The following is a 23238-nucleotide window of genomic DNA, read 5'->3' as shown; positions in this document are numbered from 1 at the left end:
CCATCACCGTCTCTCGAAAGAGCCCGCCTTTGCGCGGGCTCTTTTCGTTTCTGGCAGCCCATGCATTTGTGCGACCGCGAACTTCGAGCCAGAACGGTTCGCGGAATTTGCATAGGTATCCATAATAGCTTCGTATTGACCGAACAGCGTTGCGAACGGGCTGTGCTAAGGTATAGGCTCGCCTGTGCGTTCCTGACCCTACGGAACCCGAGGCTGCCAGAAAAGGAAACCCAGACTTGGCGAAGTCCCCGAGGCCCAGAGCCAATACATCTGCCACGAAACCAGCCGCTAAGCGTGCGACCACTTCCGTGGTCGGGACCGAGCCGGTGATTGCGTCCGACGTAGCCGAAGAAGCGGCCTTCGCCTTGCGGAGTCTCCAGCAGGCGCATGCGAACAACAAGCGCTACGATGCCAGTGATGAGGAACTGCTGAAGTTCTACGAACAGATGGTTCTGATTCGCCGCTTTGAGGAAAAGGCGGGTCAGCTTTACGGTCTCGGCCTGATCGGCGGGTTCTGCCATCTCTACATTGGCCAGGAAGCTGTCGCCGTTGGCCTTCAGTCCGCCCTCAAGGAAGGGCACGACAGTGTGATCACCGGGTATCGCGACCATGGCCACATGCTCGCTTACGGCATCGATCCCAAGGTCATCATGGCAGAGCTTACCGGACGCGGCGCAGGCATTTCGCGCGGCAAGGGCGGCTCGATGCATATGTTCAGCACCGAGCACAAGTTTTACGGCGGTCACGGCATCGTCGGGGCACAGGTTCCGCTTGGCGCAGGTCTCGCCTTTGCGCACAAGTACCGCAATGACGGCGGCGTCTGCATGGCGTACTTCGGCGACGGTGCGTCGAACCAGGGCCAGGTTTACGAGACTTTCAACATGGCGGCGCTGTGGAAGCTGCCGATCATTTTCGTGGTCGAGAACAACGGTTACGCGATGGGGACGGCGGTAAAGCGCGGTTCGGCGGAAACGCACTTCTATCGCCGTGGCACGGCGTTCCGGATTCCGGGCATGGACGTGAACGGCATGGACGTTCTCGAAGTCCGTCAGGCAGCGGAAGTTGCGCTTGAGTACGTCCGCGCCGGCAATGGCCCGGTCCTGATGGAACTCAAGACCTATCGCTACCGTGGCCACTCGATGTCTGACCCTGCAAAGTATCGCAGCCGTGAGGAAGTGCAGGAAATGCGCGACAATCACGATCCGATCGAGGGCGCCAAGGCCGAACTTCTCAAGCGCGGTGTGACCGAGGAGAAGATCAAGGAAATCGACAAGCGCATTCGCCAGGTTGTCGCCGAGTCGGCGGACTTCGCCGAAACATCGCCCGAGCCCGATGTGGCCGAGCTTTATACCGACGTGCTGGTGGAGAACTATTGAGATGGCCATCGAACTGAAGATGCCTGCGCTCTCCCCGACGATGGAGGAGGGCACGCTTGCCAAGTGGCTGGTCAAGGCCGGAGACGAAGTGAAATCGGGTGACATCCTCGCCGAGATCGAGACCGACAAGGCAACGATGGAATTCGAAGCTGTCGACGAGGGTACGATCGGTGAAATCCTCGTGGCAGAGGGCACCGAGGGCGTGAAGGTCGGCACTGTCATTGCGACCATCAAGGGCGAAGATGATTCGGCTGACGCGGCACCTGCAGCTGCAGCCGCACCCGCAGTCGAACAGAAGGCAGCCGAAAGCGAAGCGCCTGCCGGACAGGACGCCAAGGCCAAGGCAGCGGCCGCGATCGCGCCCAAGAGCGATGCCAAGCCGGCCGCCGATCCCGAGCTTCCCGCTGGCACGGCGATGGTTCCGACCACGGTTCGCGAAGCGCTTCGAGATGCCATGGCCGAGGAAATGCGTGCCGACGATCGCGTTTTCGTGATGGGCGAGGAAGTGGCCGAGTACCAGGGCGCGTACAAGGTAACGCAGGGTCTGCTCGAGGAGTTCGGCCCACAGCGCGTCATCGATACCCCCATCACCGAGTATGGCTTTGCCGGTATCGGCGCAGGCGCTGCCATGGGCGGCCTTCGCCCGGTCATCGAGTTCATGACGTTCAACTTCGCCATGCAGGCGATCGATCACATCATCAACTCGGCCGCGAAGACCAACTACATGTCCGGTGGCCAGATGCGCTGCCCGATCGTGTTCCGCGGCCCCAACGGTGCTGCCAGCCGCGTCGGTGCGCAACACTCGCAGAACTACGGTCCGTGGTATGCCAACGTCCCCGGCCTCGTCGTCATCGCGCCCTATGACAGCGCCGATGCAAAGGGCCTGCTGCGCGCGGCCATTCGCAGCGAGGATCCGGTAGTCTTCCTCGAGAACGAACTGGTCTATGGCCGCACTTTCGACGTGCCGCAGATCGACGATTTCGTCCTGCCGATCGGCAAGGCGCGCATCGTGCGTCCGGGCAAGGATGTCACGATCGTTTCGTACTCGATCGGCGTCGGCTTCGCGCTCGAAGCAGCCGAAGCGCTTGCCGCCGAGGGCATCGATGCAGAAGTGATCGATCTTCGCACGCTTCGCCCTCTCGACAAGGAAACGGTTCTCGCCTCGCTGGCGAAGACCAACCGCATGGTCGTGGCCGAGGAAGGCTTCCCGGTCTGCTCCATCGCTTCCGAGATCATCGCGATCTGCATGGAAGAGGGCTTCGATCACCTTGACGCCCCCGTCCTGCGCGTATGCGACGAGGACGTACCGCTGCCTTACGCGGCAAATCTTGAAAAGCTGGCCCTGATCGACGCCAGCAAGATTGCGGCTGCCGTGCGGAAGGTCTGCTACCGCTGAAGTGGTTGATCCGCTGAAAGTTCAGGGGCGCCGGAGCGATCCGGCGCCCTTTTGCATTCAGTCGTATCCGTCATAGACGTTGCATCGTGCGATGGGGTTAGGCGCGGCGGCGTTGCGTTGGTAGATCTGGGTCAGGTCCCGATCCGCACGGACGTTGAAAGTTGCGGTGGTCCGTATCACGGCATCGGGTACGAAGCGTTGGCTGACGAGCGGCTGGTAAGCGTACTCGATCTCGACGAAAATGACCGCATCGCCTTCGGTCGCGGTCACTTCCTCCCCTGCTGGCCCCATTCCTGACAGCGAGCCATCGGTTCCCGTTCCTTCACCACCGTACGACGATTGAAAGTTCCGCTTACCCTTGCAGCGCTGCCAGTGGATGTATTGGGTATCTTCAGTGCCCGGCACCACCTCGAGGCTGCTGATGACCACGCGGCCATGCTCGAAAAGATCGAGCTTGCCCGCCTGGATGTTGGCGCCAACCAGCAGGTCGTTGATGTCGCTTTCGTAGATCTTCAGGTTTTCGAGCATCGACTCGTCGCCAATGCGTGACCCGTTATCGGCCAGTTGCATGGCAAGCTGGCTGACACGCATATGAGTGATGGCAAGATTGCCCAGTTCCGCTCCCCACAGCCCCAGAGTAAGCACAAATGGCGCCCCAAGAGCGAGCTCCACCGCCGCGACGCCGGACCTGTTGCGGACCAGGCCCGCCAGGCGTTCGACAATCCGCTTCATGTACAGTTCCCGAGTTTCGCCCGGCTTTTCTGGGCATCGTAGGGCTGGTTCCGGAGTACCGTGCTGGCGCTGTTGGTCACTGTTTCGCTCAGGCCAATCAACGACGCCATCGGGAATTTGCGACTGTAGGTCATGGTCGCCGTATAGACGACAGCGTCGCGCGCTCCTCCCAGACCATTGGCGCCTCTGTCGCGATCCCATGTGCCGCTGCCGTTGGCGTCCTCGTAAGGCTCTCCGTCATCGCAGACGCCGTTTTCGTTGGCGTCGGTATAGTCTTCTTCCAGCCCGATATCCGTGAAGTTTGCATAAGCCTTGCGCGAAAACGCGATGGAAGCGTCGGGGACTACGCGGTGGACCTCTGCCTTCACCGCATCATCCAGCGTGGTCAGCGTGCTTGCTGCCCCTTCGACAGTGGAATCGCGCGCGGCGCGCTGCAGCGCCCCTTGCAGCATGGTGTTTGCATATACCGAGTACCCCATGTCGAAGAGCCCCATCAGCAAGAGCACCAGAACAGGAGATGCCAGCGCGAATTCCACCACCGTTGCGCCATCCGCATCCGTGCCGAGGCTGTGCAGTTGGCGCCTGATCATTGGGCCAGTCTCAGGTCACCGATCGAACGGGCGATCTTCCGGAAGGCGTTCTGCAGCTCTTCGGCATTCTTCGCGCTGAAATAGTGGCCGCTGCCCGCACAGTCGGTCATGATTGGGTTGAGATCGGTGCCGAATGCGACGAACCAGACCGTGACGTTGCGCTTCTTTACTTCCTCGCAGACGAAGGAAAACCGCTTTTCGATCGTCTGCGTGAGCGTGAGGGGCGAACTGGGATGCCAGCGCCGCTGCGCGATCGGTTCCACGCCATAGGAACTGTAACTGATGTCCAGCGAGGAGGTCTGCCCGTCAGTCAGGAAGATCAGGTGGCGACTGGTCCTCTGACGGGTGGAGACATCGGCGTTCTCGGCCGCGAAGATTCCGCTCGGAGACAACAGTCGCGCCGCCCAGATCATGCCGATGTCGTGGTAAGTGCTGCCTGCGGCAACCAGTCCGTCGATGTAGCCGTGGAAGGCGCTCTGGTCCCAGACCTGCAGTTTGCGCGCTGACGTGGGGCAGGCAGCGAATCCGGCAATGCCGGGAGCAAGGAACTCGCTGTTGGTGGTGACTTCGCTGGTGGTGAAGCTGCCCGAGCCATCCCAGAGCCTGGCGCGCTCATAAATCATGGCAGGATACATCGGCCGCCACTGCGTGTCAGGCGCGCCGGCGGTCGGCACGGTGTCGATATCGAGATCGAGAGCGCGATCGAGATCGACATTGTCGTAGTCGTCGATCTCGTAGGTGGATCGCTCTTCAATGCAACCGTTAGACGCTGTGCGCCAGTCGCTCGTGTCCTTCAGCACATCCTTGTAGAGCCAGGAACTGCCTGAAGCGAGACTGGGCTCGGTGATATACTTGAAGGTGTCGACGTAGCTTGCGTAGGTCGTGGTGGAAAGCGTGCAGGTACTGCCTGAACGAGAGACGGAGTAGGTGTTGCCGTTCCTCGTACGATTATAGGTGTAGGTTGTCCTTGTGCCGGACGGATTGCTCACTTGGGCGGTCGTCGTGGACAAGAGTTGCGTCGACGTTGTCAGCGTGTTCGCCGGTGCGGAACAGGTATATCCGCCACCGGCCTCCGTCGCGGCAAACGTCGAGGTGGTGGTGTAATAGGTTCCGGAGACTGGAGAGACCGCACTGTAATAGCCATAAAGCCCGCCGCTTCCACTGGTGCCAACCAGGGTCCGCGATGGATAGCGCCACTGCGGGACCACCCACTCGTCCTTGAGCAAGCCGCCGACGTTCACGTTCGTTGAATAGGGAACGAAGCCATAGCGAATCCGGCTTTGTGGCTGGCGATTCGCTTCCATGGTGGCGTAGAAGCCCTTCACCACCGATTTCAGAACGGCGATCTTGGGCGAGGTGTCGTCGGGGTTGCTCTCGGCCATCGAGCCGGTGACATCGAGAGCCATCATGATGTCGGTGTTGGGCACGCTCAGTTCGGCGCGGCAATTTACGGAAATGGCAATTTCGTCCTTGCCGAAGAACTGCATGATGTCGGTGGGAAGGATGACGGACGCAATGCCGCCGACGGATTGATCGTCCTCCAGCGTCATCACGAAGTCTCGGTCGACGGAGTTGTAGATGCCGTCGGCAAAGTTCGCGTTGAAGAAGCGCGTGCCCTTGCTGATGACCGCTGCTCCGTCGATGTCCGGGTCGAAGTCCACGATCGCGCCCAGTTCCTTGCGTGCACCCAGGACGCCGGCATCACAGGCCTGTTGAAGTCGGGATTCGACGAGATAGGCGCGCCCCATGTCTATGCTTGAGCCAACCAGGGCAAGCAGCGGAACGACCGACATCGCAAGCATGATCAGGGCATTGCCTGACTCATCCCGGCAGAGACTGCGCAGGCATCTGACCGTCGAACGATAATGCGTTCGAAGCCACGAATGACGGCAGGAAAGATAAGCGTCTGACGACATGATTAGACGACTACGCAGAAACCCCTAATATTAAGGATAAATTTCATCGTAAAATATTTCCTAAAGTGTCCGGAGCGCACAGAGGAAATCGTATAAGGCGTGCTTAACCCAAAGCCGTGTACGCGATTTGGTGACGCCCCAACGGATATTCAGCTTTCCATCAAAAAAAGGGGCTGAGTATATGTGATGGGAAATGCATCAACCCCAATAAACGACAGCACTGTCGGTATGCTGTAAGTCATGGTTACGGTTTTCTCGACAGTCCCATCTATACGCGGATCGATTACATTCGTTACGCTGATCGCCAGACGCGCGCTTTCCAGCTTGTAAGGGCTCTTTATCGCGATGGAGCGCAGGTAAAACCGGATCTGATCGTTGGTAAGCTCATTTCCGGTCTGATAGTTCACCACAGCATAACGCATCACGTCTGACGCAACCGAACGCATCGCGTTGTAGTTCTGCATGCCAATGCCGATCTGCAAAACCCCGAGCATCAATGCGAGGATCGTGGGTGCGAGAAGAGCAAACTCCGTTACCACGGAACCCTGCTTCTGGCGCAGCAATGCACGGAGCGTTCTGGCCAAGCGTCCGGTAGTCATGCCTTTGTCCTCTGACCGTAGAGAACATAACGATTGACCTGGAGCGAAATGGTCGAGCCCAAGCCGAACTCCGTCCAGATCGGCACGTAATCGTAAGACAACGTGACCTGCACATAGCGCGAAACATTGTCGCCTGTCGCGCAGGTGCTTTCCAAGGCGACATAGGCGTTCGAGGAATTGCAACGATAAGCCGCCGCCACCATCACCTGTTCGGGTTCAAGTCCGGCTGTGGCAACAACCACGTTCTTGAGTGCGTTCAGTTCGTCCGACGTGTCAGGGTCGGTGGCAAGTGCGACGGATTCGGCCAGCGTCATGGCGCTCTGCAACTCGCTTTGCCGCGCAACCAGGCTGCTTACCTGGTAGGCGCCAAGGCTGAACAGCACCATGAGCGGGGCGATGATGGCGGTTTCCACGGCCATCGCCCCGCTTGGATCGCGGATCAGGCGTTGCAGAAGCGATCGGGCTGGGATCATACGATCAGCTTCACCTTGCTGACTTCTTTCGCCACCACGGTGTCTTCAGTCAGTCCGGGCGGACAGAAAGAGCTCATGTTGGCCGTGCCGGAGATCGCGATCGTGTCAGCCGCGATCATCAGGCATTGACTGGTGACCTTGGCGGTCCCGGTAAAGTCGATGCCGCTGTTTGGCAGATAGATGGTCCCGTTCAGAACCGTGTCCGAATCGCCATTGATCTTGCTGCGGTCAGTACCGGTGGAGTTGCGATCCTCGAAGACCAGCATGCCTGCCAGTGCGTTGGCATCCGTTTCGGACACACCGCGGCTGACCAGTTCCGAAGCCTGAATGGCAGTGAGGTTGATGTTCGAGCCGCCATTGATCTTGATGTACGCACCATTCTTGAGCACGAACATCACACCGCTGCCGACGACGGCGTACTGACCGCTGATCTCGACCCCGCCACCGTCGATGATGTAGACGCCCGGCGCAAACGTCGTGGCGCAAGACACCTTTATGCCCCCGACATAAGTCCCGGGCAGCGCAGAGGCCAGGTCGGCGGTGGTCGTCTTGCTGATGTTGGACAGGGTGGTGGCAACAACCGTTTCCATCTTTTCCCAGACGGTGTTGTTCCCCGAACCGCTGTTCGTCTGGGTCCAGACTACGGTGGTCGCATAGGTCGTGCCCGCCACTACCGTGTTCTCGACAATGACATAGCTGTCGTTGTTCTCGGTCGAATAGTCCTTCTTCGCGTTCTTGTTGCCGCTGACCTGCTCGGTCGCAGTTTGCCAGGTCGCACCCTTCCAGTAGGTATAGGTGACAGTGGTCTTCTTGTTTCGGTCGGCTCGGGTCGTGGTCGTTCCTTTCACGCAGTAGTAGCTGCGTGCCACCTGGCTTTCAGTAGGGTTCGGCGGCGAAAGGTTGGCATAGGGATCGAACAGGCCTTCGAGATAGTCGTGGACCTCGTCGTCCGTGTGGTTGCTGAACCATTCGTCGATGCCGCCGCGAGAAAGCACCCAACCGGCATCGATGTCGGGATTGCCGTCGACGAGGATGGACGAGTCGGAGGTCGAAAGGGCCGCAATGCCGCACTTGGCCTTCAGCACGGAAGTGCCGCCGATCGTGACGGCGCCGCTATCGTCTTCATCAAGCGCAAGCAGGCAGGACGTAAAGGACGTGCCGGACGTATAGGCTGCCTGCGCCGATGCTGTGACCGTGGTGCCTTCTCCCGTCAGAAAGCTCGAGAAGGGCAGGGTGTCCCGCACCGTCGCGCTCACCGTGACGCTGTTGTTGCTGCCACCGGCATAGCTCGACAACGTAACCGAGGGCGGGCCCACGGTGATGTCGTTAACGGTTGAGATGTTGGCGTTGAATTCCTGAAGCGCCCGGTCCGAATAGATGGCGCGCGTCGCGCTCTGCGTTCGGGCCCAGGCGCCGGCCAGAGCTGCCTGATCCACGGCGAACTGCAATTCGCGCTTCCACATGTACCACTGTGCGGTATCGACCGCCAAACCCGCCCCGCCAATGAATGCCGGCATGCCCAGGGCAAGCAGGAGCGTTGCATTGCCTCCCTTGTGCCGGGCAAGGCGCTTGCACAAGTGGACCAACCCCGAGAGTGATCGAAATGCTGAGAGCATGCTGCTACCGTTTTCTCATTCCGTCGGCGGCTGCCGATGCCAATCCCGCGAATCGTTAAGTAGATTGTCGTGGTAAGTTCATCTTGAAGCCATCTGGTTGACGGCCCGTTAAACAATACGGGATTTGCGAGAGTTGTTTCTTAATGTCGAAGTTACCATCGAAACCCGCCGAAACCCTGGATATCACGCGTAAAATTGCCCTTGCCTATGCTCCTGCGGCGGCGCGCCCTGCGTGGCTGGCCCTGTTCATGCTCGAGCAGAAACTGGCCGAGACCGCCCGCCCCGGGCGCGAACCCTTGATGGTCCAGTTGCGGCTGTCGTGGTGGCGGGATCGCTTGAACGAGAGCGGTGAGGCATGGCCGGTCAGCGAACCGGCACTGGCATCGCTCAAGGCGTGGAAGGGGCAGCACGGTCGGCTGGTGGAACTGGTCGACAGCTGGGAGGCTCGCGCCATGGGCGAGGAACAGGAAGACGAATTCGCCTTGGCCCTGACCAATGCCTATCTCGCACTGGCCGAGGTGCTTGACGTTCGAGACAACGGCGCGATCGCGGCTCATGCGCGATATCTGGCGGGTGAGGCAACCTCAGGCGGGCGGAGAGGTGCATTGCCCCGTGCGATGCGGCCACTTGCCGTGCTTTGCGCCATGAAGGACAGTGCCGATAACCCGGGAAAGGGACGCCAACTTATCGATTTTCTGCGGGTGGTCCGCGCAGGTGCGCTGGGCTTCTGAGTTCGTGCCAAAGCGGTAGCATCTACCGCTGCCGCAACAAGCCTGCGGCGTTAGACCCTTCATCAAGGAGGGTGAAAAATGGTTCGTGCCTTGCTTGGTGGTCTCGCTGCCCTGATGCTTTGCGCTGCAGGCGTCTTCTGGTGGCAGGGCCGTGCCGAAACACGCGAAGGGACTGCCCCGCCATTGCCGGTCGCCGATGCTGCAGTCGCTCCGGAAGGTCTGCCAAGCGCCGACATCGAAGGGCTTACCGGTGTCGCCCCTCCCGAAGCAACGTCTGTCGGCAAGGAGACCCGCAGGTTCAATCTGGTCGACAAGGACCGGGACAACCGGATCAGCCGCACCGAAATGCTGAGCCTGCGCGCATCGGCGTTCCGCAAGCTCGACAAGGACGGCAACAATCTGCTGACCTTCGAGGAATGGGCCTATGTCACTGTCGACAAGTTCAAGTCGGCCGATGGGAATGGCGACCTGTTTCTCACCCGTGAGGAGTTTGCCACCACGCGGCCGAAGGCAGCACCCAAGCCAAAGCAGAAATGCTCCTGCAAATAGGGGCTTACGCCAGAGAACCGAGCCACCCGGCCATGTCCGCCTTGGCCCGCTCGGTATAAGCTTCCTTACGCGCCTTCTTCTTCACGTCGTGCAACGGGGGGAAGAGGCCGAAGTTGACGTTCATCGGCTGAAAGCTCTCGGCATCGGCATCGCCGGTGATGTGCGACAGCAGTGCTCCCAAGGCCGTCGTTTGCGGAGGCGGTGTCCACGCGCGCCCTGCAATCTGCGCCGCCGTCATCAGGCCGGCCAGCATCCCGACGGAACCGCTTTCGACATAGCCTTCGCAGCCCGTGATCTGACCGGCAAACCGGATGTGCGGCGCCGATTTCAGTCGAAGCTGCCGATCCAGCAGCGTTGGCGAATTGAGAAAGGTGTTGCGGTGCAAGCCGCCCAGTCGGGCGAACTCGGCATTTTCAAGGCCGGGGATCGTGCGGAACACGCGAACCTGTTCGGCGTGCTTCAGCTTGGTCTGGAAGCCGACCATGTTCCATAGTGTGCCGAGCTTGTTGTCCTGGCGAAGTTGCACCACGGCATAGGGCCAGCGCCCATTGGGGTGTTCCGCTGTGGCCCAATGCGGATTGTCCAGTCCCACCGGCTTCATCGGTCCGAACCGGAGCGTCTCCTCGCCCCGCGCGGCCATGACCTCGATTGGCATGCACCCGTCGAAGTAGGGGGTGTTGGCTTCCCACTCCTTGAACTCGGTCTTCTCACCGGCGAGCAGCTCTTCCCGGAAGGCGAGGTACTGCGGCTTCGTCATCGGGCAATTGATGTAATCGCGCCCGTCGCCGCCGAGCGCGAGCGAGGCCTCCGCGCCCTTGTCCCAGCGCGAGGCCATCCACGCCACGCTCATGTCAATGGAATCGCGGTAGACGATCGGCGCGATGGCATCGAAGAAGGCGAGGCTGTCGGCGCCGGTCGTGCCACCGATGCTTTCGGCAAGGGAAGGGCTGGTGAGAGGCCCAGTCGCCACGATCGTCAGCCCCTCTCCGGGCAGTGAATCGATGCGTTCCCTTGCAATCTCGAGCGTAGGCTGCGCGCGCAGGGCCGCCTCGACTTCAGCAGAGAACACGTCCCTGTCGACAGCCAGCGCCGATCCTGCGGGCACCCGCGCCTTGGCCGCTGCCGCCATGAGCAGGCTATCGCACTGGCGCATTTCGTAATGCAGCAGCCCGACGGCGTTCTTCTCATCATCATCGGACCGAAAGGAATTCGAGCAGACCAGTTCGGCAAGGCCATCGCCGTTGTGTGCAGGGGTAGTGTCACCACTGCCGCGCATTTCGGAAAGTCTTACGCGAACCCCGCGACGGGCAAGCTGCCACGCCGCTTCGCTGCCGGCCATGCCGCCGCCGATGATATGGACCTGATGCGTCATGGGCTTGCCCTTGGCATTGCCGCGCCGTTGCGGCAAGAGCGTCCGCAGGGCAAGGGGAGAAGACGCCGGGTGCCGGGACGCGCATTGATCGAGAAACGGCCCTGGCTGGTCGCCAGTCTGATTGCCGGAACGAGTTACTGGCTTGCCGCAAAGGGGCAGGTGCCCGGCCTTTGGCTGATACTCTGGAAAGGCGCGGGCGTTGCCCTGCTCGCTGCATATGCCTGGGCGCATCATCCCTCCCGCAGCTCCCACCTGCTGGCGCTGGTCATGGCGCTGGGCGCGATTGGCGACATGGTGCTGGAAGTGGACTTCACCGGTGGTGCTGCAGCCTTCTTTGCGGGCCACATCGCCGCGATAGCGCTGTATCTGCGCCATCCCCGCGCCAGCCTTTCAGGGTTGGACAAGGCCGTGGCGGTGGTATCTGTCATCGGCGTCCCGGCGCTGTCGTGGGCGCTGTCCGGCCGGATGGACGTTGCAGGCTATGCTCTGTTGCTCGGCGGAATGGCGACGGCCGCATTTGCCAGCGATTTTCCGCGCAGCCGGGTGGCGCTGGGCGCCGCCATGTTCGTCGTGTCCGACCTGCTGATCTTCGCGAGGATGGTCCCGCTGGCGCGCAGCGCGGTCCCGGGGCTGCTGATCTGGCCGCTCTACTACTTCGGCCAGTTCATGATCTGCACCGGCGTGATCGCCACTCTGCGGAGGAAGGGCGAGTTCCCGGCCGTCCGGTAAGGTTCAACCCTGAAGGAGGGCGCGGGTTGCCGCTTCAACGTCTGGCTGACGCATGAGGCTTTCACCGACGAGGAACGTGCGCGCGCCGCAACCTTCAAGGCGCAATATGTCGGCGTGGGTGTTGATGCCGCTTTCGGCAACCAGCAAGGTGCCTTCGGGGGCCAACGGAGCAAGGCGCTCGGTCGTGCCAAGATCGGTCACGAAGCGCTTGAGGTCGCGGTTGTTGACGCCGATCAGGCGCGACTTCAGGCGGCTGGCGCGCTCCATTTCCTCTTCGTTGTGGACTTCGACCAGCGCATCCATGCCCTGTTCTCGGGCAGCGGCTTCGATCTCGGCCATCTCGCTGTCGGAAAGACAGGCGGCAATGATGAGGATGGCATCGGCCCCGATGGCGCGCGCTTCAAGACACTGCCAAGGATCGACCATGAAGTCCTTGCGGATCACCGGCAGTGTGCAGGCAGCACGCGCCGCGACGAGATAGTCTTCATGCCCCTGAAAATACGGCGCGTCGGTCAGCACCGAAAGGCAGGCGGCGCCCCCGGACTCATAGGCGCGGGCATGGTCTGCAGGGGCGAAATCGGCGCGGATCAGTCCCTTTGAAGGGCTGGCCTTCTTGATCTCGGCGATCAATGCATAGCCGGTCTGCGCGCGGGCACGCAGTGCCGCCTCGAACCCGCGCGGGGCGCTCTGCTGCGCGGCGCGCGCGGCCAGCTCGCCGATGCTGACAGCGGCCTTGCGGGCGGCGACTTCAACGCGCTTGGTGTCGCAGATTTCAGTGAGCTTGTCGGTCATGGCAGGGGCGCCTTAGCGAGGTTGAACCCGTTGGGGCAAGTGTATCGTGTGACCTGTAGCGCCAAGCGCTACTTCAGCGCCGCAATCCAGCAATTGAGCAGCGCGTTGGCCAGGCCCTTGTCAATCGCTTCGGCGGCCTCTTCGATGCCCTCGTGCCAGTCGCGTGCCTCACCCGCAACGATCAGCGCGGCGGCGGCGTTGAACAGCACCGCGTCACGGTACGGACCTACTTCACCTTGCAGCAGGGCGCGCAAGGCTGCGGCGTTGAAAGCAGCATCGCCGCCACGAATGGCGTCGACCGGGGTTTGCGGCAGGCCGGCATCTTCCGGGCTGACACGGCGCATAAGCACTTCGTGCCCACGCACTTCGGCCAGTTCATTGCCGCCGGCAAGGCTCAGTTCGTCCAGCCCCTCGTCGCCCGAGATGACCATGCTGTGATCTGTGCCAAGGCGCCGGATTGCTTCGGCATAGATCGGTACATAGGCGGGACGCGCAATGCCGACCAGCTGGCGGCACACGCCTGCCGGATTGGCCAGCGGCCCCATAAGGTTGAAGATCGTGCGGCGGCCCAGCGCCTTGCGGATCGGCATGATGCGGCCCATCGACGGGTGATGGCGCGCAGCAAAGAGGAAACAGATGCCAAGGTCGGCCAGCGTTTCCTCGGCAGTTTCGGCGGCGCGATCGAGGTTGAGGCCGAGCGCCTCCAGCGTATCGGCGGCGCCTGCTTTCGAACTCGCCGCGCGGTTGCCATGCTTGGCCACCGGCACCCCGCACGCGGCAACAACGAGGCTGACTGCGGTAGAGACGTTGAGCGTGTGGTGACCGTCGCCCCCGGTACCGCAGACGTCTATGGCATTGGCGGGTGCGCTGACCGGGATCATCCGCGCCCGCATCGCCCGGGCTGCACCGGCAATCTCGCTCGCCGTCTCGCCCCGGTCGGACATTGCGGCGAGGAACTGCGCAATGGCTTCGTCCGCCACGGTGCCGTCTAGGATTGCTGCGAACGCGGCCTCTGCCTCGGCTTCCTCCAGCGGATGGGTGACGTCAGGCAGGCTCATGCCGGAAGCGGGTTGGTCTTGATGCCGCAGAGCTTCAGGAAATTCGCGACCATCGCGTGGCCGTGCTCGGTGGCAATGCTTTCCGGGTGGAACTGCACGCCATGGATCGGCAGCGAGGTGTGGCGGAAGCCCATGACGTGTGTGTCATCCGACTGCGCGTTGACAGCAAGGCATTCGGGAATGTCGGTGACGATCAGCGAGTGATAGCGCGTGGCGATGAACGGCGATGGCAGGCCCTCGAACACACCCGTGCCATCGTGCGTAACCGGCGAGGTCTTGCCATGCATCAAGCCGCCGCGCACGACCTTGCCGCCGAAGTACTGCCCGATGGACTGGTGTCCGAGGCAGACGCCCAGCAACGGCACCTTTGCATCCGCCGCCGCTCCGACAAGATCGAGACTGATCCCCGCCTCGTTGGGCGTGCACGGGCCGGGCGAAAGCAGGAACCCTTGCGCGCCGGTCTTGATGGCTTGCTCTGCGGTCAGCGCATCGTTGCGCACGACCTCGACCTCCGCGCCCATCTCCATGAGGTAGTGGACGAGGTTCCAGGTGAAGCTGTCGTAGTTGTCGATGACGAGGATCATGCGTTATCCGGCCTTGGGGACGTTGCCTGCGACGAGTGCCTGCCGCAAGTCATCTAAGGCGTTTGAGTCAACTTGCGCCTTTGGGATAGCAAAAAACATGAGATTGGTTCGATAGAACATCAGGATGTTCTGATCCTCCGTCCATTTTGTAATGTGGCTCCACTCGAGGTTCGACGTTCCCAAGGGTGCCGCTATGCGAATGCCGGTACGATCGAATTCGAAGCTTGTCGTAACTCCATCAAGCTTCAATTGCTCGAACATCTTGGCCGCCTTGCTCGGCAAGATGACTTTGTTCACGAGCCAGAAGCCAGCGGTGCATGCGGCAAGTCCGACGAATACCGAAAGGACTAACACGGCGTAACTTTCGAAGCTGCCAAGATCCGAACCGAACGGGTTCGCAGCCAATACGCCTGCCAGAATTGCGGCACTTGCGATGATCCATTGCTTTCTGCGCTGCAGCTTCGCGTTCAGGCGGTTTGCAAGCAGATAGTCGTCATAAGTCCAGACCGTATCGAACCGGGTACTCACTGCCCATACCCCGGCGCACTCGCCACCCGCACCGCCTCGCGCGCAGCCGCAAACAGTGCGCCTGACTTCAGTTCGCACTCGCGCTGTTCATATTCGGGGTTGCTGTCTGCAACGATCCCCGCGCCCGCCTGCGCATGGAGCACGCCGTCCTTGATCACGCCGGTTCGCAGGACGATGCAGCTGTCGACCGAGCCGTCAGGGGCGAAGTAGCCGACGCCGCCGGCATAGGCGCCGCGTGTTTCGGGTTCCAACTCGGCGATGATTTCGCAGGCGCGGACCTTTGGCGCGCCGCTGACAGTGCCGGCCGGGAAGCCCGCGAACAGGGCGTCGACGCTGTCAGCCCGGTTCGTGTCGAGCTGGCCGACCACGTTCGAGACGATGTGCATGACGTGGCTGTAGCGCTCGACAGTATAGCTTTCAGTGACCTTGACCGTACCTGCCTTGGCCACGCGGCCGACATCGTTGCGGCCCAGATCGAGCAGCATCAGGTGCTCGGCGCGTTCCTTGGGATCGTCGAGCAGGCTCAGCTCGTTGGCGCGGTCTTCCTCTGGCGTCTTGCCGCGCGGGCGGGTGCCGGCAATCGGGCGGATCGTCACTTCGCCATCGCGGATGCGGACGAGGATTTCCGGGCTCGATCCGGTCAGCGCGAAGCCCGGCATGTCGAGGAAATAGAGGAAGGGCGAGGGGTTGATGCGGCGCAGGGCGCGGTAGAGTGCGATCGGCGGCAGGGGGAAGGGCGCGGTGAAGCGCTGGGCCAGTACGACCTGGAAGATGTCGCCTGCCTCGATGTAGTCCTTCGCGGCACCCACCATGCGCGCATAGTTGGCGGCAGGCATGACGGGTTGCGGGGTCACGTCCACCGCCTCGGCCAGACGGGCATCGGCCGGAACAGGCTCCGCCAGCTTGCGCAAGGCGTTGTCGATGCGTTCGGCCGCGGCTTCAAGCAGCCGCTCGGGCGCGCCGCCTTCGGCCCAGACCGGGGCAATGGCGAAGAGTTCGTCGGACAGGCGGTCGAACACCAGCACCACGGTGGGGCGGGTGAACAGCATGTCGGGCAGGACAAGGTCGCTCTGCGGAGCACGCGGCAACTTCTCGACAAGGCCGATCGTCTCGTAGCCGAAATAGCCGACAAGACAGGCCAGCGCCGACGGAAGCGCGGCAGGAACATCGATCCGGCAGGCAGCGACAAGGGCCCTCAGCTCTGCAAGTGCGTCGCCGGGAAGCGGCGCGAAAGCGGCCTTGTCGTGCCGCCAGATGCGATTGATCTCGGCGCGTGTGCCGGTGGCGCGGAACACAAGATCGGGATCGATGCCCAGCAGGCTGTACCGTCCCCGCACTTCGCCGCCCTGCACGGATTCGAGCAGGAAATCGCCCCGCCCGCTCTCCATGAGCTTCAGCGCGGCGCCCACGGGAGTCTCGGTATCGACAATCAGCTTGCGCCAGATCAGCGCAGGCTTTCCGGCAGACAGCTGCGAAAGCGCAGCCTCATGGTTCTCGGGGAGTGCGACGGCAGTTTCGGCGAGGTCGATGGTCATGGGATTTACTGGGCGTTGCTGCCGGTCAGCTGGTCACGGACGGCCTTGATCCCGGCGTCGTTGCGTTCGACTCCGACTTCCTTGCGGATCGCCAGGCGGAGCTGCTCGGCATATTCGCCGCCGGCATCCTGTCCGAATGAGCGGGCAGCCTGCTGGAAGATCTGGTCGCCGCGCTTGACCTGGCCGAGGACGATTTCCTTGAGCGAAACGACGTACCAGCCGCCGTTGTTCGGCCCTTCGAGCCGCTTGTTGCTGCCCTTGGCCATGGCAAACATCAGCGCAAGCGGTGCAGGAACCTGTCCCTGCATCTGGGTAAGCGCCTGACGCGGCAGGTCCACGGGCTGGGGAGCGGGCAGAGCGGCGCCGGCGAGCTTGAGAGCTTCGGCCAGCGGCGTGCCCTTGTTCAATGCTGCCAGGATCTTGTCGCTGGCAGCCTTGGCTTTCGCTGCGCCCTGCTGAACGGCCCAGTCCCGGGCAACGACGCTCTTGATCTGATCCAGCGGGGCGGGCGTGGCGGCGACGAGCTGGCCGACATCGTAAACGGCAAACTTCTCGCCAGGCTTGATCTCTGCCAGCTGGGCTTCGCCTTCGCGCTCCATCGAAAACGCGGCCTGAACCAACGGGGCGATGTCGGCAGACACCTTCTCGTCCTGCTTGCCGAACACGCTGCCATTCGCTGTCAGCGGAGCCGTTGTGGAGACGGTCAGGTTCAGCGTCTTGGCGATATCGGCCAGGCCGGTGCCATTGTCGATTTCCTGCTCGACCTGCGCGGCAAGATCGGACAGCGCTGCGCGGCGCTTTTCTAGGGTCAGGGCCGCGACGATCTCGGGGCGCGCCTGTTCGAGAGTCTTTCCGGCATTGCGCTTGACGGCGTCAACCTTGAGCACGTGCCAGCCGAGGCCCGACTTCGCAGGTGTTGCCAGCGTGCCCGAAGTCGCGGCGAATGCGGCATCGGATACGGCACGCGACGTCTGGTTGGCGAGGGTATCGCGTGTCTGATCGGCAAGCTTGCTGGCGACCAGGCCCTTGGCACGAGCGGCATTGTCGAGCGAGCCGTTGGCGCCGACTTCTGCGGCAAGCGCCTTGGCAGCGGCCTCGGTAGGGACAATGACCTGCGTTACCGAGCGTTGTTCGGATGCGGAGTAGACTGCGCTGTTGAGCTTGTAGCGCTGGGCCACTTCGGCGTCGCTGGGCGCTGCCACGGTCTTCAGGCTCGCCTCGTCAACGATCGCATAGCGGATCGTGCGGCGTTCGGGCTGCATGTAGCGGCTCTTGTTGGCGTTGTAGAACGCGGCAAGAGTGCTGTCGGCCGGGGGCGACGTCGGCGCAAAGGCGAGCGATGGCACCGAGACGATGGTGCCGACGCGCTTCTCCGTCAGCAGCGCAGCATAGCGCTGGACCGCTTCGTCAGCCATCTGGGCGCCGAATGCAGCCGGCAACAGGATCTGCCGGGCCAGCAGGCCCTGACCGAGATCCTTGCGGACGTCCTTGTCTGTCAGGCCGCGCTGGGCGAGCAGCTGCTCATAGGCCGACTGGCTGAACTTGCCATCAGGACCCTGGAAGGCCGGGATCTTGGTGATTTCGCTGTCGATCAGGCGATCACCTGCGATAAGACCATGCTCGCGGCCCCACTCGGCCATGGCCAGCCGATCGGTCAGGCCGGTGAGCACGGTGTCCATGCCACCAGCGTCGAGGAATTGCTTCATCGTCAGGCCGGGCTGCTTCTGCCGTTCCTGCTCGAACGCGTTGGTCAGCGCCTTGCCGAGTTCAGCCGTGCCGATGCGATTGGAGCCGACCTTGGCGGCGCGGTCGCCTCCGGCGATTCCGCCAAAGCCACTGCCGGTGACGTCGGCACTGGCGAATGCCAGCGCGATCAGGCCAAGAAAGATCAGGGCAACGGCAACGCCGATGCGCGACTTGAGGAACGAGCGGAAAAAGCCGAGCATTTGTGTAGTTCGTCTCTCGTCTGGGCACGGCAACGCACCCGAAGGTTCGGTTAGCGGTTGCCTTAGGAGGCAAACGCAATTCTCGCAATGGCTCCATGCCATCGATCGTCGCGCAATAGGCCGCGTGTGGCAGCGGCGCCTGCGGCAACCGGCGCTATGCCCGCTTATGCGATCAGGCGTTTTGCAGAATCAGTCCGGGTTTGATAGCCGCGCCGACGAAGCAGGGCGATCGATGTCCTGCAACCGATTGTATCTGCGAAATTCAGGGGAACGCGCCGATCATGCCGCACCGTCCTTACATTGTAGGCAACTGGAAGATGAACGGGACGCGCGCCATGCTCGCCGAAGCGCGGGCGATTGACCGGGCGGCGGGGCGTTATCCTGACGTTCAGGTTGCCATTGCCCCTCCGTTCACCCTGATTGGCGCTCTTCGCGAGGCGGTGAACGCAATGGGGGTTGGCGGGCAGGATTGCCATGTCAACGCAAAGGGCGCGCACACCGGCGACGTCTCTGCGCAAATGCTGGTCGATACCGGAGCCGACTTCGTGATCGTCGGGCACAGCGAACGTCGCAAGGACCATGGCGAAGGCGACGACCTGATAAAAGCGAAGGCCGAAGCCGCACTTGCTGCCGGGCTCGGAATCATCGTCTGCGTGGGTGAGACGCTTGAAGAGCGCGATGGCGGAAAGGCCGAAGCGGTCGTTTCCGCTCAGGTCACTGCCTCGATGCCGGATGCCGATGCTGCTGCAGACGCAGTAGCGTCAGGCAAGGTGGCGGTTGCCTATGAGCCGGTCTGGGCGATTGGGACCGGGCGCGTGGCCGAAGTTGCAGACGTTGTCGCCATGCATGCCCAGATTCGCCAGCAACTGCTTGCTCTCTACGGCGAGAGCGGTGCGAAGGTGCGCATCCTTTATGGCGGTTCGGTCAACGCCGGAAACGCCAGGGACTTGCTTGCTGCAGAAGGCGTGGGCGGTGCGCTGGTCGGCGGGGCGAGCCTGACGGCTGAAGCTTTCCTGCCGATCGTGGCCGCGGCCGACAACGGAGAGGCTTGAGCGCCGCAACGCGCGGGTTGCGCCGACGGCGCAGCAAGCCTACATGCCGCTCAAGATTCCCGCGCGGTTTCGCGCACGAGGTGTGATTCATGTCGTTGTTCATTTTTCTAACCGTGGTCCAGGCCATTGTCGCAGCGCTGCTGGTGGTCGTGATCCTGATGCAGAAGTCCGAGGGCGGTGGCCTGGGCGTGGGCGGAAGCCCGGCCGGCTTCATGTCTGCTCGCGGTGCGGCTGACTTCATGACGCGGTTGACGACGATTCTCGCCACAGCCTTTGTCGTGCTCAGCATTGCCTTGGCTGCTCTTGCGGTTGGCACAAACTCGAGCCGCGAGATTGATACTTCGCTGGAGCGCACCACGCCCGTGCAGAACGCACCGGCAGCGGATCCCCTGGCCCCGGCGCAGGGCGCGCAGCCTGGCACGGCTCCGGTCCAGTCGGCCCCGGCGAATGATCCGCTGAACGGCGCCGCCGGCCAGTAAACCGAATACCGCAGAGCGGCTCGCCGCCCCGCGACCGGACAGGTTGCGGGTCGGTTGTCGTTTTGCTTTCGTCCACGGCTTGTGGATTGTGGCGAAGATTGCAGCCGCAACCGCTTGCCTAGTTGCAACTTCTGACGCTAAGGCCCGAATCCCATGGCGCGGTACATTTTTATCACCGGCGGCGTGGTTTCCTCGCTCGGCAAGGGACTCATGGCAGCAAGCTTGGCGGCTTTGCTGCAGGCACGCGGTTTTCGCGTGCGCATCCGCAAGTTCGATCCCTATCTGAACGTCGATCCGGGGACGATGAGCCCCTATCAGCACGGCGAAGTCTACGTGACCGACGATGGTGCTGAAACCGATCTCGATCTGGGCCACTACGAACGCTTTACCGGCGTTTCGGCACGCCAGGCAGACAACATCACCTCGGGCCGCATCTACCGCGACATCATCGCGAAGGAGCGCCGTGGCGATTACCTTGGCGCGACGGTGCAGGTGATTCCGCACGTGACCGACGCGATCAAGGATTTTGCGCAGGCCGAAACCGAGGATCTCGATTTCGTGCTGTGCGAGATCGGCGGGACTGTGGGGGACATCGAAGGCCTGCCGTTCATCGAGGCGTTGCGCCAGATGCACAACGAGCTTGACCGCAACGAGACCTGCTTCGTCCACGTCACGCTGGTGCCCTACATCGCGGCTGCCGGTGAATTGAAGACCAAGCCGACGCAGCATTCGGTGCGCGAACTCACCGGCCTTGGCATTCAGCCCGACATTCTCCTGTGCCGTTGCGAGAAGCCGTTGCCCGAGGGCGAGCGGGCCAAAATCGCGCAGTTCTGCAATGTGCGGAAGTCTGCGGTCATTCCGGCTCTCGATGCCTCGAGCATCTACGCCGTGCCGCTGCAGTACCATGCAGAGGGCCTCGACAGCGAAGTGCTGCGCCATTTCGGCCTGACTGCGCCCGAGCCGGACCTGACGCGCTGGGACGATATCGTCGATCGGCACCAGAACCCCGAGGGCGAAGTGACCATCGGCGTCGTCGGCAAGTATGTCGGCCTGCAGGATGCCTACAAGTCGCTCAACGAAGCTTTGGTCCATGGCGGCATGGCAAACCGCGTAAAGGTGCGGATCAAGTGGCTCGACGCCGAGCTGTTCGAGAAGGACGATGCGGAAATCGCAGCGCATCTCGAACCGATGCACGGCATCCTTGTGCCGGGCGGCTTTGGAGAACGTGGCACCGAGGGCAAGATTGCCTCGGTGCGCTTCGCGCGCGAACGCAAGGTGCCGTTCTTCGGCATCTGCCTTGGCATGCAGATGGCCTGCATCGAAGGTGCCCGCAACACCGCCGGCATTCCCGGAGCTTCGTCTACCGAATTCGGCCCCACCGATGAACCGGTGGTCGGCATCATTACCGAATGGATGACTGCCGAGGGTCTCGAGAAGCGGTCGGAAGGCGGCGATCTTGGCGGAACGATGCGGCTTGGCGCCTATGATGCCAAGCTTGCAGGCAACAGCCATGTTGCCAACATCTATGGCGCGACCGAAATCAGCGAGCGCCATCGCCATCGCTACGAAGTGAACATCGCCTACAAGGAGCGGCTCGAGAAGGGCGGTCTGGTGTTCTCGGGCATGTCTCCCGACGGTCTCCTGCCGGAAATCGTCGAGCGTCCGGATCACCCGTGGTTCATCGGCGTGCAGTTCCATCCGGAGCTCAAGAGCCGTCCGTTCGAACCCCATCCGCTTTTTGCAGGGTTCATTGCCGCGGCCGTCAAGCAGGCGCGTCTGGTTTAAAAGCTCTTAAGGGACTGGTCATGGCGAGGTTTCCCTGATTATCTGCGCTGCAGCAATCTGGGGGACCTCGACATGGATGCGGCCAAGCTGGCTGAAGCGCTGACGGCACAAAGTCTTTTCGCGGACTGCGAACCGGCCGAGCTGTCCGATATTATCGCGCGTGGCCAGGTCCGCCAGTTCAAGCCAGGGCAGGAGTTGATGGCGCAAGGTGAAGAGGGCAAGACTCTCTTCATCATCCTCAAGGGGCTCGCGCGGGTCAGCATGCTGGCGGCAAACGGGCGCGAGATCATCCTCGACTATGCCGAGCCCGGCCATGTCCTGGGCGAGATCGCCTTTCTCGATGGCGGGGATCGCACCGCCACGGTCGAAGCCATCGAGCCGATCGAGGCGCTGATCCTTACCCGCGGGGCCTTTGGCGATATCATCGACAAGCACAAGGGTCTGGCCCTGCGCCTGCTCAAGGCGATGGCGCGCCGGTTGCGGCAGAACAACGCCGTGATCGAGGCCGACCGGGCCTACACATCCGGGCCAAGGCTGGCGCGTTTCCTGTTGCGCCTGATGATGGGGGACACGTCTGACACCGGCAATCAGCTCAAGATTGCGCTGAGCCAGGGCGAACTCGGAAACTTTGCCGGCATGTCGCGCGAACAGATCAATCGCCAGCTTTCCGCCTGGGTCGACAATGGCATCATTGCCCTGAAAGGCGGGCGCGTGACCATTCTTGATCGCGAGGCGCTGATAGACGTGGCCGAAGCCTGGTGATTCAGAAAGAGCGGACCGTACTGGCCCGCTCTTCCCTGTTTTTCCTGTGAGAGATCAAGCGGCGGCGGTATTGTCGCCTTCGATCACCTTGAGCTGGTTCTGCGCGCCGATCAGCACCTTCTTGGGCTTCATCGCCTCGGGCACTTCGCGCACGAGATCGATGGTCAGCAGGCCGTCGGCAAGGTCTGCGGCTTCAACGCGGACGAAATCGGCGAGTTCGAAGCGACGCTCGAAACCGCGGTTTGCGATGCCGACATGCAGGAATTCGCGGTCCTGCGGTTCGGGGCGCTGGCCCTTTACCACGAGCAGGTTCTGCTGGGCGGTGATGTCGATGTCCTCGGCCTTGAATCCGGCGACCGCCAGCGTGATGCGGTAGGCATCTTCGCCGCTACGCTCGATATTGAAGGGCGGATAATTGTCACCGGCATTGGCGCGGGCCTGGCGTTCGAGCAGGTCGAACAGGCGGTCAAAACCCACGGTGGTGCGGCGGTAGGGGGTAAAGTCAAAACGGTTCATGGCAATATCCTCTGATAGAGCAATCTGCACTTGCCTTTGCGAACCCGGAACCCGGCGCCCGCATCGGCGGTTTTACGAACGTATTCGTGATCAGGCCCGGCTTGCGGCGCATGACACGAAAA

Annotated in this window: 23 protein-coding genes; 9 read left to right on the top strand and 14 right to left on the bottom strand. The window is 62.1% G+C overall.

Annotation, left to right across the window (positions count from 1 at the left end):
- The first annotated feature begins 365 nt into the window (after positions 1–365).
- Entirely contained in the window at positions 366–1376 is a 1011-nt protein-coding gene (pdhA, locus tag AC1Q5P_RS01265) for a pyruvate dehydrogenase (acetyl-transferring) E1 component subunit alpha (protein WP_236727073.1), read from the top strand.
- 1 nt (position 1377) lies between these two features.
- Positions 1378–2772 carry a pyruvate dehydrogenase complex E1 component subunit beta gene (locus AC1Q5P_RS01260; RefSeq protein WP_039332188.1) on the top strand — a complete coding sequence of 465 codons (1395 nt, stop codon included), beginning with the start codon at positions 1378–1380 and terminating at the stop codon, positions 2770–2772.
- Positions 2773–2829: 57 nt separating this feature from the next.
- Here AC1Q5P_RS01260 and AC1Q5P_RS01255 read toward each other — a convergent pair whose 3' ends face one another.
- The 6 genes from AC1Q5P_RS01255 to AC1Q5P_RS01230 all read right to left on the bottom strand — a co-directional run bounded on the left by AC1Q5P_RS01255 (position 2830) and on the right by AC1Q5P_RS01230 (position 8698).
- Positions 2830–3504 carry a TadE/TadG family type IV pilus assembly protein gene (locus tag AC1Q5P_RS01255; RefSeq protein ID WP_492517921.1) on the bottom strand — a complete coding sequence of 225 codons (675 nt, stop codon included), beginning with the start codon at positions 3502–3504 and terminating at the stop codon, positions 2830–2832.
- Positions 3501–4094, bottom strand: a complete 594-nt coding sequence (locus tag AC1Q5P_RS01250; RefSeq protein WP_039332192.1) for a TadE/TadG family type IV pilus assembly protein — start codon at positions 4092–4094, stop codon at positions 3501–3503. Before AC1Q5P_RS01250 ends, AC1Q5P_RS01255 begins: the two co-directional genes overlap by 4 nt.
- On the bottom strand, positions 4091–6010 hold the full coding sequence (locus AC1Q5P_RS01245) for a pilus assembly protein TadG-related protein (protein ID WP_492517920.1): 1920 nt from the start codon (positions 6008–6010) through the stop codon (positions 4091–4093). Before AC1Q5P_RS01245 ends, AC1Q5P_RS01250 begins: the two co-directional genes overlap by 4 nt.
- A gap of 149 nt (positions 6011–6159) precedes the next feature.
- Positions 6160–6609, bottom strand: a complete 450-nt coding sequence (locus tag AC1Q5P_RS01240) for a TadE/TadG family type IV pilus assembly protein (protein WP_039332197.1) — start codon at positions 6607–6609, stop codon at positions 6160–6162.
- Entirely contained in the window at positions 6606–7082 is a 477-nt protein-coding gene (locus tag AC1Q5P_RS01235) for a TadE/TadG family type IV pilus assembly protein (protein WP_039332200.1), read from the bottom strand. The genes AC1Q5P_RS01240 and AC1Q5P_RS01235 overlap by 4 nt, the downstream gene beginning before the upstream one ends.
- The gene (locus tag AC1Q5P_RS01230) at positions 7079–8698 is read right to left on the bottom strand and encodes a pilus assembly protein TadG-related protein (RefSeq protein WP_082013282.1); all 1620 of its coding nucleotides are present in this window, start codon (positions 8696–8698) and stop codon (positions 7079–7081) included. Before AC1Q5P_RS01230 ends, AC1Q5P_RS01235 begins: the two co-directional genes overlap by 4 nt.
- A 143-nt stretch (positions 8699–8841) precedes the next feature.
- Here AC1Q5P_RS01230 and AC1Q5P_RS01225 point away from each other — a divergent pair, with 143 nt between their 5' ends.
- Positions 8842–9429, top strand: a complete 588-nt coding sequence (locus tag AC1Q5P_RS01225) for a hypothetical protein (RefSeq protein ID WP_193826629.1) — start codon at positions 8842–8844, stop codon at positions 9427–9429.
- A 78-nt stretch (positions 9430–9507) separates the two neighbouring features.
- Positions 9508–9978, top strand: coding sequence for an EF-hand domain-containing protein (locus tag AC1Q5P_RS01220; RefSeq protein WP_039332202.1), 471 nt, complete (start codon positions 9508–9510; stop codon positions 9976–9978).
- A gap of 4 nt (positions 9979–9982) precedes the next feature.
- On the opposite strand, the gene trmFO is transcribed toward AC1Q5P_RS01220, so the two are convergent.
- On the bottom strand, positions 9983–11350 hold the full coding sequence (trmFO, locus tag AC1Q5P_RS01215; RefSeq protein ID WP_193826627.1) for a methylenetetrahydrofolate--tRNA-(uracil(54)-C(5))-methyltransferase (FADH(2)-oxidizing) TrmFO: 1368 nt from the start codon (positions 11348–11350) through the stop codon (positions 9983–9985).
- Between trmFO and AC1Q5P_RS01210 the strand changes: the two genes are divergently transcribed.
- Positions 11333–12079, top strand: a complete 747-nt coding sequence (locus AC1Q5P_RS01210) for a lysoplasmalogenase (protein ID WP_492517919.1) — start codon at positions 11333–11335, stop codon at positions 12077–12079. The genes trmFO and AC1Q5P_RS01210 overlap by 18 nt on opposite strands.
- Before the next feature lie 3 nt (positions 12080–12082).
- Here AC1Q5P_RS01210 and trpC read toward each other — a convergent pair whose 3' ends face one another.
- From trpC to AC1Q5P_RS01180, 6 genes are all read right to left on the bottom strand, one after another.
- On the bottom strand, positions 12083–12871 hold the full coding sequence (trpC, locus tag AC1Q5P_RS01205) for an indole-3-glycerol phosphate synthase TrpC (RefSeq protein WP_492517918.1): 789 nt from the start codon (positions 12869–12871) through the stop codon (positions 12083–12085).
- 68 nt (positions 12872–12939) lie between these two features.
- A complete protein-coding gene (trpD, locus tag AC1Q5P_RS01200; protein WP_492517917.1) occupies positions 12940–13929 on the bottom strand; it encodes an anthranilate phosphoribosyltransferase in 990 nt (329 codons plus the stop codon).
- Positions 13926–14513: an anthranilate synthase component II gene (locus AC1Q5P_RS01195; RefSeq protein ID WP_492517916.1), complete on the bottom strand. Its 588-nt coding sequence runs from the start codon at positions 14511–14513 to the stop codon at positions 13926–13928. The genes trpD and AC1Q5P_RS01195 overlap by 4 nt, the downstream gene beginning before the upstream one ends.
- A 3-nt stretch (positions 14514–14516) precedes the next feature.
- Positions 14517–15041, bottom strand: coding sequence for a YcxB family protein (locus tag AC1Q5P_RS01190; protein ID WP_492517915.1), 525 nt, complete (start codon positions 15039–15041; stop codon positions 14517–14519).
- Complete coding sequence (locus AC1Q5P_RS01185) at positions 15038–16576, bottom strand: anthranilate synthase component I family protein (RefSeq protein ID WP_492517914.1); 1539 nt, start codon at positions 16574–16576, stop codon at positions 15038–15040. Before AC1Q5P_RS01185 ends, AC1Q5P_RS01190 begins: the two co-directional genes overlap by 4 nt.
- Positions 16577–16581: 5 nt before the next feature.
- On the bottom strand, positions 16582–18522 hold the full coding sequence (locus AC1Q5P_RS01180) for a peptidylprolyl isomerase (RefSeq protein WP_492517913.1): 1941 nt from the start codon (positions 18520–18522) through the stop codon (positions 16582–16584).
- 281 nt (positions 18523–18803) lie between these two features.
- Here AC1Q5P_RS01180 and tpiA point away from each other — a divergent pair, with 281 nt between their 5' ends.
- The 4 genes from tpiA (at position 18804) to AC1Q5P_RS01160 (ending at position 22600) form a co-directional block, all read left to right on the top strand.
- On the top strand, positions 18804–19574 hold the full coding sequence (tpiA, locus tag AC1Q5P_RS01175) for a triose-phosphate isomerase (protein ID WP_492517912.1): 771 nt from the start codon (positions 18804–18806) through the stop codon (positions 19572–19574).
- A gap of 89 nt (positions 19575–19663) precedes the next feature.
- Positions 19664–20053 (top strand): preprotein translocase subunit SecG, encoded by a 390-nt coding sequence (gene secG, locus AC1Q5P_RS01170; RefSeq protein ID WP_456152435.1) that lies wholly within the window; start codon positions 19664–19666, stop codon positions 20051–20053.
- Between the two features lie 153 nt (positions 20054–20206).
- The gene (gene pyrG, locus AC1Q5P_RS01165) at positions 20207–21838 is read left to right on the top strand and encodes a CTP synthase (RefSeq protein ID WP_039332212.1); all 1632 of its coding nucleotides are present in this window, start codon (positions 20207–20209) and stop codon (positions 21836–21838) included.
- Between the two features lie 72 nt (positions 21839–21910).
- A complete protein-coding gene (locus AC1Q5P_RS01160) occupies positions 21911–22600 on the top strand; it encodes a Crp/Fnr family transcriptional regulator (protein WP_039332214.1) in 690 nt (229 codons plus the stop codon).
- Positions 22601–22654: 54 nt separating this feature from the next.
- Here the strand turns inward: AC1Q5P_RS01160 and AC1Q5P_RS01155 are convergent, their stop codons facing one another.
- On the bottom strand, positions 22655–23116 hold the full coding sequence (locus tag AC1Q5P_RS01155; RefSeq protein WP_039332216.1) for an Hsp20 family protein: 462 nt from the start codon (positions 23114–23116) through the stop codon (positions 22655–22657).
- Between the last annotated feature and the right edge of the window lie 122 nt (positions 23117–23238).

The sequence above is a fragment of the Novosphingobium sp. GW835-FHT14H07 genome (assembly GCF_058793515.1).
Note: the sequence above shows the minus strand (reverse complement) of the source record. Positions and strands in the feature narration are given on the sequence as shown.

Bases quoted from the DNA above. Each gene is read 5' to 3' on its own strand.
- tpiA (WP_492517912.1), top strand. From the start codon at position 18,804: ATGCCGCACCGTCCTTACATTGTAGGCAACTGGAAGATGAACGGGACG.
- trpC (WP_492517918.1), bottom strand. From the start codon at position 12,871: ATGACCGACAAGCTCACTGAAATCTGCGACACCAAGCGCGTTGAAGTC.
- AC1Q5P_RS01230 (WP_082013282.1), bottom strand. From the start codon at position 8,698: ATGCTCTCAGCATTTCGATCACTCTCGGGGTTGGTCCACTTGTGCAAG.
- secG (WP_456152435.1), top strand. From the start codon at position 19,664: ATGTCGTTGTTCATTTTTCTAACCGTGGTCCAGGCCATTGTCGCAGCG.
- AC1Q5P_RS01220 (WP_039332202.1), top strand. From the start codon at position 9,508: ATGGTTCGTGCCTTGCTTGGTGGTCTCGCTGCCCTGATGCTTTGCGCT.
- trpD (WP_492517917.1), bottom strand. From the start codon at position 13,929: ATGAGCCTGCCTGACGTCACCCATCCGCTGGAGGAAGCCGAGGCAGAG.
- AC1Q5P_RS01155 (WP_039332216.1), bottom strand. From the start codon at position 23,116: ATGAACCGTTTTGACTTTACCCCCTACCGCCGCACCACCGTGGGTTTT.
- AC1Q5P_RS01240 (WP_039332197.1), bottom strand. From the start codon at position 6,609: ATGACTACCGGACGCTTGGCCAGAACGCTCCGTGCATTGCTGCGCCAG.
- AC1Q5P_RS01185 (WP_492517914.1), bottom strand. From the start codon at position 16,576: ATGACCATCGACCTCGCCGAAACTGCCGTCGCACTCCCCGAGAACCAT.
- AC1Q5P_RS01245 (WP_492517920.1), bottom strand. From the start codon at position 6,010: ATGTCGTCAGACGCTTATCTTTCCTGCCGTCATTCGTGGCTTCGAACG.
- pyrG (WP_039332212.1), top strand. From the start codon at position 20,207: ATGGCGCGGTACATTTTTATCACCGGCGGCGTGGTTTCCTCGCTCGGC.
- AC1Q5P_RS01180 (WP_492517913.1), bottom strand. From the start codon at position 18,522: ATGCTCGGCTTTTTCCGCTCGTTCCTCAAGTCGCGCATCGGCGTTGCC.
- AC1Q5P_RS01225 (WP_193826629.1), top strand. From the start codon at position 8,842: ATGTCGAAGTTACCATCGAAACCCGCCGAAACCCTGGATATCACGCGT.
- AC1Q5P_RS01160 (WP_039332214.1), top strand. From the start codon at position 21,911: ATGGATGCGGCCAAGCTGGCTGAAGCGCTGACGGCACAAAGTCTTTTC.
- AC1Q5P_RS01235 (WP_039332200.1), bottom strand. From the start codon at position 7,082: ATGATCCCAGCCCGATCGCTTCTGCAACGCCTGATCCGCGATCCAAGC.
- trmFO (WP_193826627.1), bottom strand. From the start codon at position 11,350: ATGACGCATCAGGTCCATATCATCGGCGGCGGCATGGCCGGCAGCGAA.
- AC1Q5P_RS01260 (WP_039332188.1), top strand. From the start codon at position 1,378: ATGGCCATCGAACTGAAGATGCCTGCGCTCTCCCCGACGATGGAGGAG.
- AC1Q5P_RS01195 (WP_492517916.1), bottom strand. From the start codon at position 14,513: ATGATCCTCGTCATCGACAACTACGACAGCTTCACCTGGAACCTCGTC.
- AC1Q5P_RS01250 (WP_039332192.1), bottom strand. From the start codon at position 4,094: ATGATCAGGCGCCAACTGCACAGCCTCGGCACGGATGCGGATGGCGCA.
- AC1Q5P_RS01255 (WP_492517921.1), bottom strand. From the start codon at position 3,504: ATGAAGCGGATTGTCGAACGCCTGGCGGGCCTGGTCCGCAACAGGTCC.
- AC1Q5P_RS01210 (WP_492517919.1), top strand. From the start codon at position 11,333: ATGGACCTGATGCGTCATGGGCTTGCCCTTGGCATTGCCGCGCCGTTG.